The organism is Anaerobacillus sp. CMMVII, from assembly GCF_025377685.1.
Taxonomy (GTDB): Bacteria; Bacillota; Bacilli; order Bacillales; family Anaerobacillaceae; genus Anaerobacillus.
In genome coordinates this window covers 25,127-40,931 of the sequence record NZ_JACEHK010000018.1, presented here as the reverse complement: position 1 = coordinate 40,931, position 15,805 = coordinate 25,127, and the positions used below count along the sequence as shown (strand labels likewise).

At 35.9% G+C, this 15,805-nt stretch carries 17 protein-coding genes; 7 read left to right on the top strand and 10 right to left on the bottom strand.

From position 1 onward, the window contains the following. Nucleotides 1-16 precede the first annotated feature (16 nt). The gene (locus tag H1D32_RS23845; RefSeq protein ID WP_261180683.1) at nucleotides 17-910 is read left to right on the top strand and encodes an RluA family pseudouridine synthase; all 894 of its coding nucleotides are present in this window, start codon (nucleotides 17-19) and stop codon (nucleotides 908-910) included. A gap of 162 nt (nucleotides 911-1,072) precedes the next feature. Here H1D32_RS23845 and H1D32_RS23840 read toward each other — a convergent pair whose 3' ends face one another. Further along, nucleotides 1,073-1,519, bottom strand: coding sequence for a hypothetical protein (locus tag H1D32_RS23840; RefSeq protein ID WP_261180682.1), 447 nt, complete (start codon nucleotides 1,517-1,519; stop codon nucleotides 1,073-1,075). A gap of 53 nt (nucleotides 1,520-1,572) precedes the next feature. After that, complete coding sequence (gene prpE / locus H1D32_RS23835; protein WP_261180681.1) at nucleotides 1,573-2,313, bottom strand: bis(5'-nucleosyl)-tetraphosphatase PrpE; 741 nt, start codon at nucleotides 2,311-2,313, stop codon at nucleotides 1,573-1,575. A gap of 338 nt (nucleotides 2,314-2,651) precedes the next feature. Between prpE and H1D32_RS23830 the strand changes: the two genes are divergently transcribed. The 4 genes from H1D32_RS23830 (at nucleotide 2,652) to H1D32_RS23815 (ending at nucleotide 6,731) form a co-directional block, all read left to right on the top strand. Beyond that, nucleotides 2,652-4,655, top strand: a complete 2,004-nt coding sequence (locus H1D32_RS23830) for a cation:proton antiporter domain-containing protein (protein ID WP_314733495.1) — start codon at nucleotides 2,652-2,654, stop codon at nucleotides 4,653-4,655. A 389-nt stretch (nucleotides 4,656-5,044) separates the two neighbouring features. Next, nucleotides 5,045-5,830: an enoyl-ACP reductase FabI gene (fabI, locus tag H1D32_RS23825; protein ID WP_261180680.1), complete on the top strand. Its 786-nt coding sequence runs from the start codon at nucleotides 5,045-5,047 to the stop codon at nucleotides 5,828-5,830. A gap of 193 nt (nucleotides 5,831-6,023) precedes the next feature. Further along, nucleotides 6,024-6,125 carry a YjcZ family sporulation protein gene (locus H1D32_RS23820; protein ID WP_396126321.1) on the top strand — a complete coding sequence of 34 codons (102 nt, stop codon included), beginning with the start codon at nucleotides 6,024-6,026 and terminating at the stop codon, nucleotides 6,123-6,125. A gap of 273 nt (nucleotides 6,126-6,398) precedes the next feature. After that, complete coding sequence (locus H1D32_RS23815; RefSeq protein WP_261180758.1) at nucleotides 6,399-6,731, top strand: DUF1360 domain-containing protein; 333 nt, start codon at nucleotides 6,399-6,401, stop codon at nucleotides 6,729-6,731. Nucleotides 6,732-7,149: 418 nt separating this feature from the next. Here H1D32_RS23815 and H1D32_RS25595 read toward each other — a convergent pair whose 3' ends face one another. The 5 genes from H1D32_RS25595 to H1D32_RS23795 all read right to left on the bottom strand — a co-directional run bounded on the left by H1D32_RS25595 (nucleotide 7,150) and on the right by H1D32_RS23795 (nucleotide 9,542). Continuing rightward, entirely contained in the window at nucleotides 7,150-7,500 is a 351-nt protein-coding gene (locus H1D32_RS25595; protein ID WP_396126330.1) for a glycosyltransferase family 2 protein, read from the bottom strand. Further along, nucleotides 7,497-7,949 carry a glycosyltransferase family 2 protein gene (locus H1D32_RS23810; protein ID WP_261180679.1) on the bottom strand — a complete coding sequence of 151 codons (453 nt, stop codon included), beginning with the start codon at nucleotides 7,947-7,949 and terminating at the stop codon, nucleotides 7,497-7,499. The genes H1D32_RS25595 and H1D32_RS23810 overlap by 4 nt, the downstream gene beginning before the upstream one ends. Before the next feature lie 188 nt (nucleotides 7,950-8,137). Continuing rightward, nucleotides 8,138-8,392, bottom strand: coding sequence for a hypothetical protein (locus H1D32_RS23805; RefSeq protein ID WP_261180678.1), 255 nt, complete (start codon nucleotides 8,390-8,392; stop codon nucleotides 8,138-8,140). Nucleotides 8,393-8,570: 178 nt separating this feature from the next. Further along, nucleotides 8,571-8,693, bottom strand: coding sequence for a hypothetical protein (locus tag H1D32_RS23800; RefSeq protein ID WP_261180677.1), 123 nt, complete (start codon nucleotides 8,691-8,693; stop codon nucleotides 8,571-8,573). A gap of 153 nt (nucleotides 8,694-8,846) precedes the next feature. Continuing rightward, nucleotides 8,847-9,542: a BMQ_0737 family morphogenetic spore coat protein gene (locus H1D32_RS23795; protein ID WP_261180676.1), complete on the bottom strand. Its 696-nt coding sequence runs from the start codon at nucleotides 9,540-9,542 to the stop codon at nucleotides 8,847-8,849. A gap of 143 nt (nucleotides 9,543-9,685) precedes the next feature. Here H1D32_RS23795 and H1D32_RS23790 point away from each other — a divergent pair, with 143 nt between their 5' ends. After that, nucleotides 9,686-10,294, top strand: coding sequence for a hypothetical protein (locus H1D32_RS23790; protein ID WP_261180675.1), 609 nt, complete (start codon nucleotides 9,686-9,688; stop codon nucleotides 10,292-10,294). Between the two features lie 918 nt (nucleotides 10,295-11,212). On the opposite strand, the gene H1D32_RS23785 is transcribed toward H1D32_RS23790, so the two are convergent. Continuing rightward, nucleotides 11,213-13,102 (bottom strand): ATP-dependent helicase, encoded by a 1,890-nt coding sequence (locus tag H1D32_RS23785; protein ID WP_261180674.1) that lies wholly within the window; start codon nucleotides 13,100-13,102, stop codon nucleotides 11,213-11,215. A 585-nt stretch (nucleotides 13,103-13,687) separates the two neighbouring features. Between H1D32_RS23785 and H1D32_RS23780 the strand changes: the two genes are divergently transcribed. After that, nucleotides 13,688-13,915: a hypothetical protein gene (locus H1D32_RS23780; protein ID WP_261180673.1), complete on the top strand. Its 228-nt coding sequence runs from the start codon at nucleotides 13,688-13,690 to the stop codon at nucleotides 13,913-13,915. Nucleotides 13,916-14,106: 191 nt separating this feature from the next. On the opposite strand, the gene H1D32_RS23775 is transcribed toward H1D32_RS23780, so the two are convergent. Together H1D32_RS23775 and H1D32_RS23770 are read right to left on the bottom strand one after the other, a co-directional pair. Beyond that, on the bottom strand, nucleotides 14,107-15,243 hold the full coding sequence (locus H1D32_RS23775; RefSeq protein WP_261180672.1) for an MGDG synthase family glycosyltransferase: 1,137 nt from the start codon (nucleotides 15,241-15,243) through the stop codon (nucleotides 14,107-14,109). Between the two features lie 139 nt (nucleotides 15,244-15,382). After that, on the bottom strand, nucleotides 15,383-15,802 hold the full coding sequence (locus H1D32_RS23770) for a GNAT family N-acetyltransferase (RefSeq protein WP_261180671.1): 420 nt from the start codon (nucleotides 15,800-15,802) through the stop codon (nucleotides 15,383-15,385). Nucleotides 15,803-15,805 lie beyond the last annotated feature (3 nt).

Below are 15,805 nucleotides of genomic sequence, written 5' to 3'. Positions count from 1 at the left end.
GAAGAAGGTAAGGATAATGCAGGGAATTACACTTCAGTGGATTGTTCAAAAAACATTTCATAATTGTTTATTGAGAGACTATTTACGTGTAGAAAAGAATTTCTCTCGGCAAGGATTAACGGAAGTAAAACGAAATGGATCTTTATTAGTTAATGATGTTCCAGTAACGGTTCGTTCAGTTTTACAGGAAGGCGATAAAGTAACTGTTGTTTTTGGTCCTGAAGAACGCAGCGGTGGCTTACGGTCAATAGAGCTACCTTTACATATTATTTACGAAGATGAACATATTTTGGTTATAAACAAACAGGCTAGTTTACCAACGATACCATCTATTTATCATCCTGATAGGTCTCTAGCAAATGCCGTCCTCTTTCACTATGACCTAAACAACATTCCTTGTACGTTTCACGCGGTAAATCGCCTTGATCGTGATACATCAGGGCTACTCATTGTTGCCAAACATCGTTATGCTCATGACTTATTTTCGAAACAGCAAAAATCAGGGAATGTAAAACGGACATATATGGCTATTGTTCATGGTCATTTGCTAGAGACCAACGGCTTTATTAATGCCCCAATTGGCCGAAAGGAAGATAGCATCATTGAAAGGGAAGTACGTACAGATGGTCAGGAGGCATTCACGAGCTATGAAGTTGTACAATATTTGGATGAAGAGACAGTTGTAAGGCTTACTTTAAAAACAGGTAGAACTCATCAGATACGTGTTCATATGGCTTACCTAGGGCATCCGTTGCTTGGTGATGATCTTTATGGGGGAGAGATGACGAAAATACAACGGCAGGCCCTTCATAGTTATCATTTACAATTTTATCATCCTATTATTGAGCAAAACATGTCCTTTACTATTGCTCCACCCGAGGATATGCTGAAAATAATGGGTTGTTCGTAAACAATGTGTGGGTATTCAAACAAATTGAAGTAGTCGTAACTAGATATTATTTTTTTGTTATACATTTGTAAGTAGACGAGGTGCCCTGAGCTCTTAGAGTTTCATGTTATTCACTCCTAAATAGAACAGCAAACTCCGTGTAAATTAAAAATACGAAGCAATTTAAGGTGCTTCGTATTTTTCAATATTTGAAATTAGAAATTGAAGTATTTCCATTTCATTTTCATCGCTTATAACGACTTCAACCATGTTTACAAGTTCCTCGTTATCAAGTTCAGCCTCATAATAAAATGACTCAGAAAGAAAAAAACTATTACTTCCATCAATAAAGAAGGGTTGCTTTTTCCCATCTTCCGCGGTAAAATCAACAACTTCAGCTCCTATTGCATCCTGTAATGTCTCATCATAAATAATAAATTTAGCATAAAAAGGTCCTGCTTTTTTACGATTTTCATTTTCTAATAAGACATATAACGTCACCAATGTTCGCTCTTCATCAATAATTAATTTGCTTTCATCACTATTTGGATTAATTTTTGTTTCACTACCGCAAGCTGTTACTCCGAGTGCAAAAAAGATTAACACGAAAACTTTAATTAGTATTTTCATATAGTCGACTCCTTAAGTATATAAATAGGTTAATGTGAGGTCTAAGACTGAATCTAGTCATCAAACGAGCGGAATTTTTCTGGTACAAAGGGTTGTTGCGATGAAACCGAGACAGTTTCTTTTTCTGGGTAACGAAACGCCGTTAATTTACCGCCGAAAACACAGCCAGTATCAATGTTGATGGTTTCGTTGATTAGGCGTGCTTCCTTTACAGGTGTATGTCCGTAAACAATGAATGACTTTTTTCCGGTATAATTTTTTGCCCAGTCACGACGAACAGGGGAGCCATCTGGATTTTTCTCACCCGTAATATCCCCATATAGAACGAATGTCTTCACTCTTTTATCTGTTCTACCAATGTAATCAGACCTTATTCCTGCATGGGCAATCACCAATTTTTTTTCTGCTAATGTTAAATATAATGGTGCATTTTCATATAGCTCCATATATTTAGAACGGATTAGTGCATACTGTTGTTTAGTAAGTGCCTTCAATTCAGCTACAGTGGTTTCTAATCCATGTGTTTCTTGGACTTTACGCCCTAAGAAATACCGGTACAACTTATCACAATGATTGCCAGGGGTATAATAGGCCAACCCTTTTTTTACAATCTCATAAACAATCTCGATAACCTTTAGTGAATATGGACCGCGGTCTGTCAAATCACCTACAAATGCTAATTTTCGACCATCTGGATGAATTGGATATCCTTCTGACCAATTATAACCTAGCTTTTCGGTAAGGTCTTTAAATTCATTGTAGCATCCGTGAATATCACCAATTATATCGTACATAGAGATCACCATCTTTCTAAATAGTTTAATGCAAAATGCATTTATAGCATTTCAGATTATGAGAAAACCTATACTTTTCTCATAATTAGTGATAATACAAACAACCATCTTCATAAAGTATTTATGATAGAGGTTATAAGCTAGCTTAATTGACAACATTATCCTGTTATTTTATGATTGTTAATTATTTTTTAATTGCTCTCTTTTCTAAAAGATTGTTGCTATTAGCTTTTAGGTCGTAACCAAGCGAATGCTTGGTTCTTCACGCTTTGCGTGAAGCTTTTGATAATAAATAAGCCAGAAAAAATATGTAATAAAAAACAAAGGTGTGTGAGGTATTGTTTTCTATTGAATTACCTGTTACTGATCCAGTGCTCATTTTTGCTTTAGCAATGTTGATCTTCTTATTAGCCCCATTAGTTATGAACAGATTAAGAATTCCCGGAATTATTGGTTTAATTATTGCTGGAATTATTGTTGGTCCCAATGGACTTGGGGTGTTAGATCGTGACCCAACGATTGTATTATTAGGTACTGTAGGTCTCTTATACATTATTTTTATTGCTGGTTTGGAAATTGATTTAGACGGCTTTAAGAAGTATCGTAATCGTAGCCTTATTTTCGGATTATTATCATTTCATATACCTTTTATTCTAGGATTCGGATTAGCGCTGTCTTTACAATACTCAATACCTGCCGCAATTTTACTAGGATCTATTTTAGGGTCTCATACATTACTTGCCTATCCAATTGCTAGCCGACTTGGGGTAGCAAAAAATAAGGCTGTTACAACTGCTGTAGGTGGTTTAATAATGACTGATACGTTGGCCCTTCTTGTATTAGCTGTTATTGCTGGTATGAAGCAGGGAGATATTACAGCAATGTATTGGGTACAGTTAGCAATTTCACTAACGCTGTTTGTTTTAATTGTATTATTTTGCGTACCAATTATTGGGAAAGTATTTTTCCGTAACATCAGCAGTCATGGATCGATGGATTATTTGTTCGTTATGTCTATTCTATTTGTTTGTGCGTTTTTAGCGACTGTAGCTGGAGTACAACCAATCATTGGTGCATTTTTAGCTGGCCTTGCATTAAATCGTTTGATATTTGAGCAAGGGCCATTAATGAATAGAATAAAATTTGTAGGAAATGCCTTATTTATACCTTTTTTTCTATTATCGGTTGGAATGTTAGTGGATTTTCGTGTTCTGATTGAACAACCATCTGCATTATTATTTGCTTTTTCTATTGTTTTGTTAGTTAACATAGGAAAAGGCCTCGCAGCGTGGATTTCTGCAAAAATTTATCATTATTCGGATGCAGAAGTAAAATTAATGTATGGGTTAACAATTCCTCAAGCTGCAGCCACTTTAGCTGCAACGCTAGTAGGTTATGAACTTGGTTTATTTCATTTAGCCATCGTAAATGGAGTTATTGTTATGATCTTGGTTACATGTTTAATCGGACCATACATGGTTGAAAAATATAGTCGAAGGGTTGCTGAAATTGAAGAAGAACTTCCATATGAAAGAACACAAGCACCAGAACGTATCTTAATTCCTTTAGCAAATCCAAAAACAATCGAGTCGCTATTGGATTTGGCCTTTGTCATTAAAACGCCTACTTCAACAGAACCGCTTTATCCTATTTCGGTTGTTAGAGCAAACAATGGAGAGGAAGCAGGCAAAGTAGCTGAAGCAGAAAAAATGCTTGGGCATGCAGTGATGTACGCATCTGGAGCAGATATTCCAATTCGTCTTTTGACTAGAGTTGACCATAATCCAGCGTCAGGGATAATAAGGGCAATAACCGATACGAGGATTTCAACTGTGATTATTGGGTGGAACGGTAAATTATCTACCTCTCAGAAAATATTAGGAGGCGTAATTGATCAAGTCTTAGATCAAACAAATCAAATGATCCTTGTTACGAAATTAACGCATCCTCTGAATACAACGAAGCGCATGGTCGTTATCCTTCCTCCAATGGTTGCAAGAAAACCGGGATTTAAAGATACCATACGAGTCGTAAAAAAGCTTGCCAATCAATTAGGTGCAACTATGTTAGGTATTGTCATAAAGGGCGATCAAAATTACTATCAAAAACTATTGGGTGAAGAAAAACCGGATGTAAGTATGACTTTGGAGACAGTTGAAAAATGGATAGAGCTTGAAAATAATTATTTTCATCGCTTTAAAGACGATGATCTAATTGTCATAATAAGTGCCCGCCGAGGCACTATCGCTTGGCATCCCTATTTAGAAAGATTACCAAGAGAAATCGCTACAGCGACAAAGGGCAGTTTTATTGTGGCTTTTCCGGAAGAAATGAAAATATAGATACTCGCGGAACTAGAGGGACAACGTTGCCAACAATAGTAGTTCCCTACAGAGAATATGAGTAATAAAAAAGGCTAAACTACAGCTGAGGTGAAGAATTGTGAATATAGAAATCATTTGTCCTAGTTGTAATAGAAAAGAAGTAATTGAACATGTCTTGATCGCTCAATCAAACCAAAATGTCATTTTTGAATGTCCCCATTGTCATTATGTTAAACGAAATATCAAAACGAGTAAAGGATAAGCCCTATGGTGCTTATCCTTTTACGATGACAACGCAGCAGAGTGTATAAAAAACATTGCTTTTCTTATTTGGATGTCCATGCTATAATTGTTAGGACCAAGTACTAATAACAACTATTATTTTTAAATAAAAGGAGGATTTTTTGATGAAATTATCGTTAGAAAATCGTACATTCGTAGTTATGGGAGTTGCTAATAAACGTAGTATTGCCTGGGGAATTGCCCAATCTTTATCTAAGGCAGGTGCTAGATTAATATTTACATACGCAGGTGAGCGTCTGGAAAAAAACGTTAGAGATTTAGCGGAAACATTAGAGAGAAAAGATTTTTTGGTCCTGCCTTGTGATATCTCAAGTGATGAAGAGATAACAAAAACGTTTCAAACAATAAAAGAAGAAGTTGGAGTTATTCATGGTGTTGCACACTGTATCGCATTTGCTAATAAGGATGAGTTAGAAGGAGAGTATTTATCTACTACTCGTGAAGGCTTTTTACTAGCGCAAAACATTAGTGCATACTCATTAACTGCAGTTGTAAAAGAAGCGAGATGTTTAATGACTGAGGGCGGCAGTATTGTTACACTAACTTATTTAGGCGGCGAGCGTGTTGTAAAACATTATAATGTCATGGGAGTGGCAAAAGCTGCATTAGATGCAAGTGTTAAATACTTAGCCAACGATCTTGGCCAAGAGGGCATCCGAGTTAATGCAATTTCTGCAGGACCGATACGAACATTAGCAGCAAAAGGAATTTCAGACTTCAATGAAGTTATGAAAGAATTTGAAACAAATGCACCACTTCGTAGAGCAGTTACTCAAGAAGAAGTAGGTGATACAGCGCTCTTCTTAATGAGTGATATGTCACGTGGAATTACTGGAGAACTTTTACATGTAGATGGTGGCTACAATATCATTGGATTAATGAAAAACTAATACAGACAAAAGGGCGAGGAACGTATTTTACGTAATCCTCGTCTTTTTGTTTAGATGGCTTGTTTTGTAGCTATTTCAGTATTTAATGATCGCTTTGGTTTACGAAAATGGCCAATAAAAAAGGGAAATATGTCTAACCAAAATGAACGGAATTACATATGTATGGTAGTAGGGGGCCGGCCTCTCTTTATAGATGGAGGTGAACAAAATGGGATATCCAGCATATAGTGGATTTGCACTAATCTTAGTGCTGTTCATTTTATTAGTAATCGTTGGCACAGCTTACGCTTGGTAATAAAATTCACCTAAGGGAGGAAGTCGTGGTTTGATCTTCCTCCCCCTATATTAAAATTATATGAATACAATCAAATAGAACGTTAGCAATTATCTCTATACGTGAGTAAAATTTCATAATCTTCTTAACCGAGCTATATCAAGCTAAATGTAGTTAAAAATGTTTTTTACATAACTACATTTAGAACTTAGTAGCGAAAATAATGAATTATGAAATTCCTTAAAGAAAAACTAAAAAGGTGGTAATCGTTTTGATTTCCATGACAATGTTCGAATTTTTCTACTTAGTCTTGCTTCATTTCGAATTACACGATTAATAGTGTTCGATACCATTACGTTCTTTCTCAGAAAACCCTTTCATGAAATGATAGAGGAAACGGATGAGGAAGGGAAGGTTGTCACCTATTTGCATATTAAGGGTGAGGGAATTAAATTCTGGATTGGCGAACTTTTGAGCTGTTACTGGTGTGTAGGCGTTTGGGCTTCAATTTTCTTAGTTGTCATGTATAGCTTGTTTCCGGTTGTTATAGGATATGTAGTTCTTATTTTAGCAATTGCAGGAATAGCTTCACTCATTGAAATGGTAGCGAGTAAATTTATTAACTAAAATAACATAAAAGGGTCTCCAAACTTCGGAGACCTTTTTTAAAAGTTAAGAAAGCTAACCGTTTTTAGTAGTTATTGTCTAGCTTCAGCGAGGCTGCTGCCTGAATGCGCTCCTAGCTGCCTTGCGACGAGTAATCGCAGGAGCAGCTGTTAAGCCCCTCGAGGTCAAATGTTCTTCGAGAATAAAATGAAAGAGCACACTTTTTTCTCGAAGAACATTTGCTTGTCGGGGCTACCCAGGGCGCATGAGCTTTTCTTACAGCTCATGGTTCTGAAGAGTTTATCCTAGCTAAAAATAAACATGCAGGCTGTGGACTTGCGCAGCTATGCTTGTTCGTCGAAAAGCGGCAAGACGCATATACAAAGTAGCTTTCTAGTTAAACTTTTGCACGGTCTGTACTGCTTTTTGAGTGATAACATTATTTTTTCGTGTTGTTACGAAACGGGAAAGCCCTTGAGGGTGACTGATTCCGTTGCTTTTCCCTAGATCGGTTCCGCTTGATTTGGTTAATATAAATAGGGCTATATAACTCTTTGTGTAGCTGTTTTATTTGATTGACAATAAATGCGTGTTTTTTTACTGCACTATCAATCATGCTTTTTCCATGTTTTCGGTAGTTGAAGAGTGGCTCATCAAGACCATATACATTCCAACCGTGTTTGGTAATATTAATCCAGAACTCCCAATCTTCATATCCGTGTACTAGCTGTTCGTTATATCCACCAACCTGAGTCCAAGCTTCTTTGCTAAATAATGATGTTACACTTATGATATTCGGTGAAGCAATGTAAGAAAATCAAATTTTGGTGGTATGTGTATGAAATTAACATCTCCAAAAAATCTCATCCCAAGTGAAACAATCCCAACGTTTTTTTGTTCCTCAAGTATTTTTGCGGCTTTTTCAACAGTGGTTGGCTCAATTGTATCATCGGCATCTAAAGGTAGAATGTATTTTCCTGAAGCTGCTTTTATTGCAGTATTTCTAGCAGCAGGTAATCCTTTATTTTGTTTGTGATGAATGACAGTTATGTTTTCTTGTTTTTCAAACTCCCTTAGTTTTTCAATAGTAAACTCATCAGTCGAAGCGTCATTGACTACAATAACCTCAATGTTATGATAAGTTTGCTTTAATGCTGAGTCAATAGCGTCTTTCAGATAACGTCCATAATTGTAACAGGGAATGACAATACTGACCAACGGTTCTGGTTTGTTATCCATAGCTGTAACCCCCAATTTTTAGAAGCGCTTCTAATGATACTATCTTATGTTTGCTAGGGGTAAGAGTGACAAAATCAAGTTGAAATAAAGGAGCGGTATTAGCTTAAAGTGTAATTGATATACTATTTAAAGACTTAACTCCGTTTTAATTTGCTGAAAGTAACAAAAACCTTCTACAAGCAATGGTACTAAAGAGATGCCTTCTTTAAAAGTAATGTCAAATCCTGAAAAGACAAGTTTTTCGCCCGGGCGAATTTCTGAAGAATTCTTCGGTTTGAGCCATAGTTCACCTTGATCAACCCATTTTTGTCGCCATTCAGGATGAAGATAATTCCATTCTTCAAAGAGCTAATAAGTTTATCAGTAGCACCGTCCAGTTCGCCAATTTTCCCACCGATTAAAGTCTGTTTTGGTTCATTAACTTTTAGACAAATGATTGGCATTGATAAAACAGTATCTCCGGTATTTTTAAGACAAAACTGCCATAGATAAAAGGAAGATCATCATTTTGGTCATGGATTAAAGAATAATTAAAATAGGCAGTGCAGTCTATTTTTGTTTCATTTTTTTGTTCGGAAGGTTCCTCTTCCTCAATATTTTTATTTAGTAAGGCTTGTGAAATTAGTAGTTCGTATTTTCAGAGAGAAATTTATATTTTGCAGCTTCGGATTGATAATAAATGACTTTTTGCCTAAGTTCTGTTGAGTTTGCAGGTTGTTTTTTTCGTTTATTTAATTCATTCATCTCTCAAACCTCCTATCGATCGTCTTATTAATATGTATGCACAATGTCCTGTCCGTATTGAAAGTCAATTTTCCAAAAGGGAAACAGAAAAGCATTCAAATAAAAAAAGTAAGCTAGATTTGGCAGATCTAGCTTACTTAATGCTTCAAGAAGTTAGCAGTGTCGTGGCGGAAAAATTTCCGGGCATTGTGGTGGGAATGTGATATCCGGACAAACCGAAATCGGTGCAATAATCTCTTCACGAGGCTTGCAAATTCGTCCTTCAACCTCCACTTTTACCTCTGCTTCAACTTGAACTGATTGGCATAGTAATAACGTTACGGCAAGTTGTTCAAACTCTCCATCTTCGCAAGATAATGTTCCTTCACACTCAAAGTAATATACATGAGCATTGATATCAGTACCGTCTGGGGCGCATAATAAATATTTATCTATGATGCAGAACGGAATTGGTTGTGAAGTTAATACCCCGCGTACTTTGCCACAATCGATACCTGTTACTTGGATAACGAAGTGACCAGTAGTTTTAAGTCGTACTAGTTGTAATGTTGTGTCAAGTTCATCAACAAATACATCTTGACGCTCACCTACTTGAGCAACTTTTATTTTGTCTACATCGATTTTGTTTCCATCAGAATCTGTTGGGAAACATTTTACTTCTAAAGTTGCATCGTCCCCGAAGAAACTACAAGGGTCAAATCCTGGGTATTTGTTATGGTCACCTTTAGAAAAACCTAATTTTGCTAAACCTTCTGGACCTTCAAAGCAGAAATCTTTATGAATTTCTCTTGTTACCCAGTCATACACTTTATCCACGCGAATACATAGTCTTTCTCTTTCCTTAGACATATATCGTTAATCTCCTTTCAAAAATAGGTAGTAATACTTGACTAATTCATACTATGTATTTTACTTAGATGTGTGCGTATGTTCCGATATAAAATAGGGTCTTTTCAAAAAATAATACAAAAATAGGCAGGAGTAACATATATATGATAACAGTAAATAAAATCCAGAAAGGAGAGAGTGGGATGTCAATTGAGGAGAGAATAAGATCGTCACGGAAATTAGATAATGTACAACTGAAACAGAAGATTATTCATTTGCAAGCTGAACTTGCACGTTATAAGCAAATCGTAACCAAATATCAAAATAACTACCATTATAATCAATTTGATGAATTAACTAATGAGATTGAAGTACTAAGGGTGAACTTAGTAGAGAAAGAAGCGGATATCTTACAATTGAAGGAACAGAAAACAGAGTTAGAAGCACAAGTTGAGTTATTAAGAGTAGAAAATACACAATTCGGTGATAAGTACGTGCAGTTAGAAGAGCAACTCAATCAGTTACGAATAGAAAATAGTCTCTTGACAGATGAAAATGAACTTATAAAGCTTGAGAATTCCAGTCTTCAAAAAACGTTAGATCACCAAGAAGAAGAAGTTATGAAGCTCCGGGAAAAAGTGGAATTAGCTGAACGAGAAAATAATATATTCAAACCTAAAAAAGCAAATACACAGATCAAAAAGGAAGCAGATCCGACCGATTCATGGTTTTTGCGTACGTTAAAACAGCAAAGTAAAGATGAAGAAACATAATAAAAAACAGTAAGATGCGTAGCTGAGCAGTCGCGTCTTACTGTTTTTTTGTCATTTATTCATTGGCTCTTTTCGTAAACATGATGGCCTATGGTTAATTATCCATATTTCTACGTTTACATCCTACTAATGTAGCTCCCGAGACTAGCTTTTTTAAAATCAATCATTCTTGGGAGTTCAGCCTATTTTATTCTTTTTTGTCCGCAAGACCCACAACCACCAGAGGCTTTTTTCGCTTTGTATCCGGAGGAAACTACATGGACTTGAGATGTATTATTTACACGCTTCTTATTAGTAGGCCCCACAGGTGTTACCTTTTTGCGTTTATCCATCTTATTCACCTCTTATCAAAGGTTTATTACTGTTACTTCTTAGATAAAGAAATCTTTCCTATTAACTAGAGTATGGAAGCGAAAAGAAAATGTGTTCACAAGAACCTACTGTTTTAAAAAATTTCCTTTTCGAGGTTTCTAGTGGGGAGATGAGAGACAAACGCCCACACAAAGAAGATGAAAAGGCATAGGCTAATATTGGAATAGGTTATAAAATGGTTAGAAGTCATGAAGGAGGATATTATTATTATGAAAAGAAAAAAGGTAAACAAATCTGAAAAAGTAGTCAAAAAGAATTGCCAAAAGAAGAACCACGTAAAGCACATCCTTTACTAGCATGGGATAAGCTTATGTTTATTAGAAGAGAACCACTTTCTGAAGATGTTAATACGAAAGAATAAACAAAATGCTTTGCTCAAGAAAAGAACCCCTTCATGTGAAGGGGCTTTTTTAAAGCTGAGAAAGTCTAACAGGTTTTAGTACTTGAATAAAAGTGAAAGAGCACACTTGTCTCGAAGAACATTTTGCTTGTTACAGGTAGGCTGGAAAAAGGACTACGCTTTTTCCTAGGGGCTGTGCGCTTTTCTTATAACTTCATCGTATTCATCTCACGAATAAAGCGTGATGGATGTGCTTTTTTACCGCGTCTATTCTGTGGAATAGAGAGATACAAGCCCTCCATAGCCCTCGTAATGGCCACATACATTAGTCTCCGTTCTTCTTCTAAGGGTGCAAGGTCACCTTCACGAAGTGATTCTAGAGAGTAATCGTGAGGGAACCCTCCCTCAACAACACTAAGAATGTATACGGTTTTAAATTCTAATCCTTTAGCTCGATGAACAGTCATTAATTTAATACTAGTTTCTGTTTCTGGTTGTCCCTTAAACTCTTTTGCTTTTTCAATAATATGATCAACGTGTTGGAGAAAATCGCTTATACGCTCATGACTTGCAGCTGCAACTTTTAAGTCCCGTAGATCATCAGAGCCTTTATCAATAACATTCCCCTCATTACCATGTTTTTTTACATATTCGTTCAATCCCATTTCCTTTTCAACCCACTCGAGAGCCTCCCTTGGTGAAAACTGCCGAAGTTGCTTAAATAAGGGAATTAGTTTTTTAAGCTTTTTTTGTTGAAAAGGATGAATATCAGTGAGCTTTGCTAGGGCTTCTAATAAGGAGCAATCATGTAAGATGGAGAATGCCTTGAGATCTCTTAAACTCGATTGTTTAATAAATAATGCACCTAATAGTTCTTTAATTGCTTCTTGGTCATCAGGATGATAAGCAAGTTTTAAATAGGCTAATGCTTTTCGAACAGTTCGACGTAAGTAGAAGGATTCACCATCTTGCTCAATGTGAAAAGGTAAGCTTGAGGCAACGAGGCGTTCAAAGATAGCCCTAGAAGATGAGTTAGTTCGAAAGAGAACGGCAAAATCGTTAGGTGTTGCACCATTTTCAATTTTCTCCTTAATATCTGTGACAATCATTGTAGCTTCTTCTTCTTCATCATAAGGAAAAAATTGTAGTGGGGGATTTCCATTCTCCCTTACAGCCAAGATGGATTTATCTCTCCGGTTTTTATTTTGAGAGATTACGTTTTTTCCACTAGAGACAATCGCGTGATTCGAACGATAATTGTAGTTAAGTGTAACAATTTTCGGATTAGGAAACTCTTGTTGGAAGTTTAATATGTAGGACGGATCACTTCCCCTAAAGCTATAAATGGATTGATCATCATCCCCAACGACACAAAGATTTTTTGACTTTTTAGCTAGCATCGTAACGATTTTATATTGAACTTTATTAATATCTTGGAACTCATCTACTAAAATGTAAGAAAAACGTTCTTGGTACTTTTCAAGAAGCCCTTGATTTTCTTCTAAGAGTTGATAACAACCAAGTAACATATCATCAAAGTCGAATTGCTGAGATTCAAGCTTTGTTTGCTCATAATGCTGATATAAAGATTTTACTAGTTCTTCCCAATCGTTGTTTGTTTTGATTTCCGAAGGCATTAGTAAATGGTTTTTCCAATAGCTTATTTGAGAGAGTGCTTGGTCAAAAGCAAACTCTTTTTCATCAATTCCTAGTTCCCCTGAGGCTTTTTTAATGATTTGCTCTCTTTGCCAATCCCATTTCATAAGTTTGTTAGGTTGCCATTGAGATGGCTGGTGGTGCATGAGCATTTTGTAAAAAACACTATGAAAAGTTCCAACCACTAAAGTGTTTAAGTCGGTTTTAGATATATCTTTAAAGAAGCGCATACGATTTTTCATTTCTTTTGCAGCCTTGGTTGTAAATGTCACTAAAAGTAAACGATTAGCAGCAATCGCTTTTTCGGTTAACATATAAGCTGTTCGACTCGTAAGCACTCTCGTTTTTCCACTTCCTGCCCCCGCAAGTACAAGTAATGGGCCTTCTGTAGTTGACACGGCATCCCACTGACTTTCATCTAACTGGTAATTAGGGTGCATTCTACTAGTCCTTGGAAGTGGTTTAAAGGGTGGAATACTTTTAACTTCATAAGGTTCCTGCCAACAATCTAGGGATGTTGAAGTTTTTTGTAAAGTAGCCGTTTGACCATTGATCTCCCGTTTCACGGGGAGGTTAAAGCTGCCAATCGTTGTTGCTTCGTGTGAATTTAGTGTTTTTTCTAATGCAGCAATTGTCTCATTACAATTGAATGTTTGAGAAGGGTGAATAAATATGGGTGGGAGATATATGCTTATTTTAAGTTTTAAGGTCTGCCGACAACTCGGACATGAAAGTTCACCACGTTGGCTTGCAAGTGCATATTTTTGTAAATCTGCACGAGCTATGGTTGTTAAGTTTATTATTTTTTCATTATAAAGGCTATTTGCATGGAAACCTCCACTGAAAATAAAACTACTAAAAAACAACTATAGCAAAAAAATAAGAAACATGTAAGAGAGAATAGCATAAATATAATGTAAGTTTTTGTATAGATCTAATTCGTATAAGTAGAGATCCACTAGTTTTAATGAGTGAATAATCGGGTATTTGGTAAATGATAGGAGTCTAAATTAGGGGTGATGGAAATGGGATACATCCCACCTGTAGGAGATCCACAATTTTTACAGTATGGAAACCGTTTACTTGAAAAGAAGTCTAGCGTAAAGCATATTTCACCGGTAATAGAAGGGGAGTTTCAAGGACCTCTTGAAAAAAAATCTAGCAGGCAAACACAAGTGAATACAAAGAAAAATAAAAATCAATCTCGACAACTAAATGCAGAGAAGGGTAAGTTTATTGATGAGATAGTATAGAGGGGAAGTCCCCTCTATTTTTTTTAAAGATAAGAATGTATAAAATTTCAACGTAATAACTGTCTAGCTCCACCGCCCAGCCCCTCGAGGTCAAATAACCTTCGAGAATAAAAGTGAAAGAGCACACTTTTTTCTCGAAGAACATTTGCTAGTCGGGGCTTAACAGGGCGTTTGCGCTTTTCTTAGTTTAGCTATCGAATAAGCTCTTGAGTTATTCTGTTCTCAAAACAGTCACTGTAAATGATAGTGGCAATGTTACTAGCAGCTTCAGGCTGTTTTAGTTTTGTAGCATTTTCTGTCATTAAGCTATGATAATGATCATTAAAAATAATCCTTTCTAATAATACTGGGATTTCCTCTACAATTTCCGCTTTTATTGCCGCACCATAGTTCATTAAAAATTGACTGTTTTGTTCTTCTTGTCCTGGTAGAGGCTGAAAAATAATAATTGGTGTTTCACAAACCAACGCTTCTGACATTGTAACACCACCAGCTTTTGATAAAATGACATCACTAGCTTTTAGATATTCCATAAATAAATTTGTAAAACCTAGAACACGGATTTGATGTTTACTTTGGTAACGTTCAATCTTTGCTTTGGCCCGTTTATTTTCGCCTGTCACACAAATAATTTGTAATTTATCTTCAAATTGTTCTAGGCCAGTTAAAATCTTTGTGAATTTTGCAAGACCAACCCCGCCTCCAGCAACCAAGACTGTTTTCATCCCTTTATCTAAATGTAACTTTTTACGTAATTCTGTTTTTGAAAATTGATCCACTTTAGCTTTAGTAGTAGGAATACCTGTTGGATAAAATCGTCCTTCATCAATCTTGTACATCGAAGCATAATAACGTAAATGTTCAGAGGCAATAAAATAACCTGTCACTTCTTCATGTATTGACATGGGATGAACGGCAAAATCGGTAAGTAGCGCATATAACTTTACAGTAAGCTTCTTTTTGCGAATGACATTTGCAAGTAAAGTAGTCGCTATTGGATGCGTTGTAATAATCATTGCTGTTTGCTTTTCTTGTAGTGTTCGATAAAGCTTATTAGTTAAGAACGCATTAAATTGTTTTAATAATAAAGAGTTTGGATTGTCTTCAGAATATTGATAAAGTTTCCCCCAAACGCTAGGACGATAACGTATGAGTTGTAAATAACTATCCAAGACAACCTTGTGGAATAACTTATTGATAGCATCAAAGGTGTCGATGATTTCTACATCAAAATTTTTCGCTCTTAGATGACTTAAGAGGACCTTAGAAACTTGATTATGACCATTGCCAAATGAAACTGAAAAAATAATAATTTTCCTTTTATTCATGGTAAAAAACCCTTTCATAAAGAGGATCATTAAACGAATTTTGCGATCATTGTATAGTAACTATATTATTGCTAGAGATTGAGAAAATCATGCACAAAAGAAAAAAGCGATAAGTATCACTTAATCGCTTTTTTGGAAATTATATTTTTTTCATAGTTACATGTGGGATACCTGCATCAAGAAATTCATCCGAGCAAACCTCATAGCCTAATTTTCTGTAAAAATCTGTGGCCTGGATCTGAGCATTAAGTTTAAACTTACAAAAACCCTGTTGTTTAGCTTCTTTTTCAATCGCTTCCATAAGAAGTTTCCCAATCCCCAACGAACGGTATTCCTTATCAATACAAATTCGTTCTACTTTCGCATACCCATCCAGTTCTCGCAAACGACCTGCACCAATTGGCTTACCCTTGTCGTAAACGACAAAGTGAGTAGATGATGCCTCAAAGTCATCGATTTCTTCTTCTGGTGGAACTTGCTGTTCATCTACAAAAACTTTTACCCGAACAGAATATGCGTCTCTTAATTGACTTTCATTGTTTACTACGAACACTTCCATTTT

What these genes read in the sequence shown, in the direction of transcription:
- fabI (WP_261180680.1), top strand. Translation starts at nt 5,045, where the DNA reads ATGAAATTATCGTTAGAAAATCGTACATTCGTAGTTATGGGAGTTGCT.
- prpE (WP_261180681.1), bottom strand. Translation starts at nt 2,313, where the DNA reads ATGTACGATATAATTGGTGATATTCACGGATGCTACAATGAATTTAAA.
- H1D32_RS23840 (WP_261180682.1), bottom strand. Translation starts at nt 1,519, where the DNA reads ATGAAAATACTAATTAAAGTTTTCGTGTTAATCTTTTTTGCACTCGGA.
- H1D32_RS23800 (WP_261180677.1), bottom strand. Translation starts at nt 8,693, where the DNA reads ATGAATGAATTAAATAAACGAAAAAAACAACCTGCAAACTCAACAGAA.
- H1D32_RS23845 (WP_261180683.1), top strand. Translation starts at nt 17, where the DNA reads ATGCAGGGAATTACACTTCAGTGGATTGTTCAAAAAACATTTCATAAT.
- H1D32_RS23795 (WP_261180676.1), bottom strand. Translation starts at nt 9,542, where the DNA reads ATGTCTAAGGAAAGAGAAAGACTATGTATTCGCGTGGATAAAGTGTAT.
- H1D32_RS23790 (WP_261180675.1), top strand. Translation starts at nt 9,686, where the DNA reads ATGATAACAGTAAATAAAATCCAGAAAGGAGAGAGTGGGATGTCAATT.
- H1D32_RS23820 (WP_396126321.1), top strand. Translation starts at nt 6,024, where the DNA reads ATGGAGGTGAACAAAATGGGATATCCAGCATATAGTGGATTTGCACTA.
- H1D32_RS23805 (WP_261180678.1), bottom strand. Translation starts at nt 8,392, where the DNA reads ATGCCAATCATTTGTCTAAAAGTTAATGAACCAAAACAGACTTTAATC.
- H1D32_RS23770 (WP_261180671.1), bottom strand. Translation starts at nt 15,802, where the DNA reads ATGGAAGTGTTCGTAGTAAACAATGAAAGTCAATTAAGAGACGCATAT.
- H1D32_RS23785 (WP_261180674.1), bottom strand. Translation starts at nt 13,102, where the DNA reads ATGCACCCTAATTACCAGTTAGATGAAAGTCAGTGGGATGCCGTGTCA.
- H1D32_RS23780 (WP_261180673.1), top strand. Translation starts at nt 13,688, where the DNA reads ATGGGATACATCCCACCTGTAGGAGATCCACAATTTTTACAGTATGGA.
- H1D32_RS23775 (WP_261180672.1), bottom strand. Translation starts at nt 15,243, where the DNA reads ATGAATAAAAGGAAAATTATTATTTTTTCAGTTTCATTTGGCAATGGT.
- H1D32_RS23810 (WP_261180679.1), bottom strand. Translation starts at nt 7,949, where the DNA reads ATGGATAACAAACCAGAACCGTTGGTCAGTATTGTCATTCCCTGTTAC.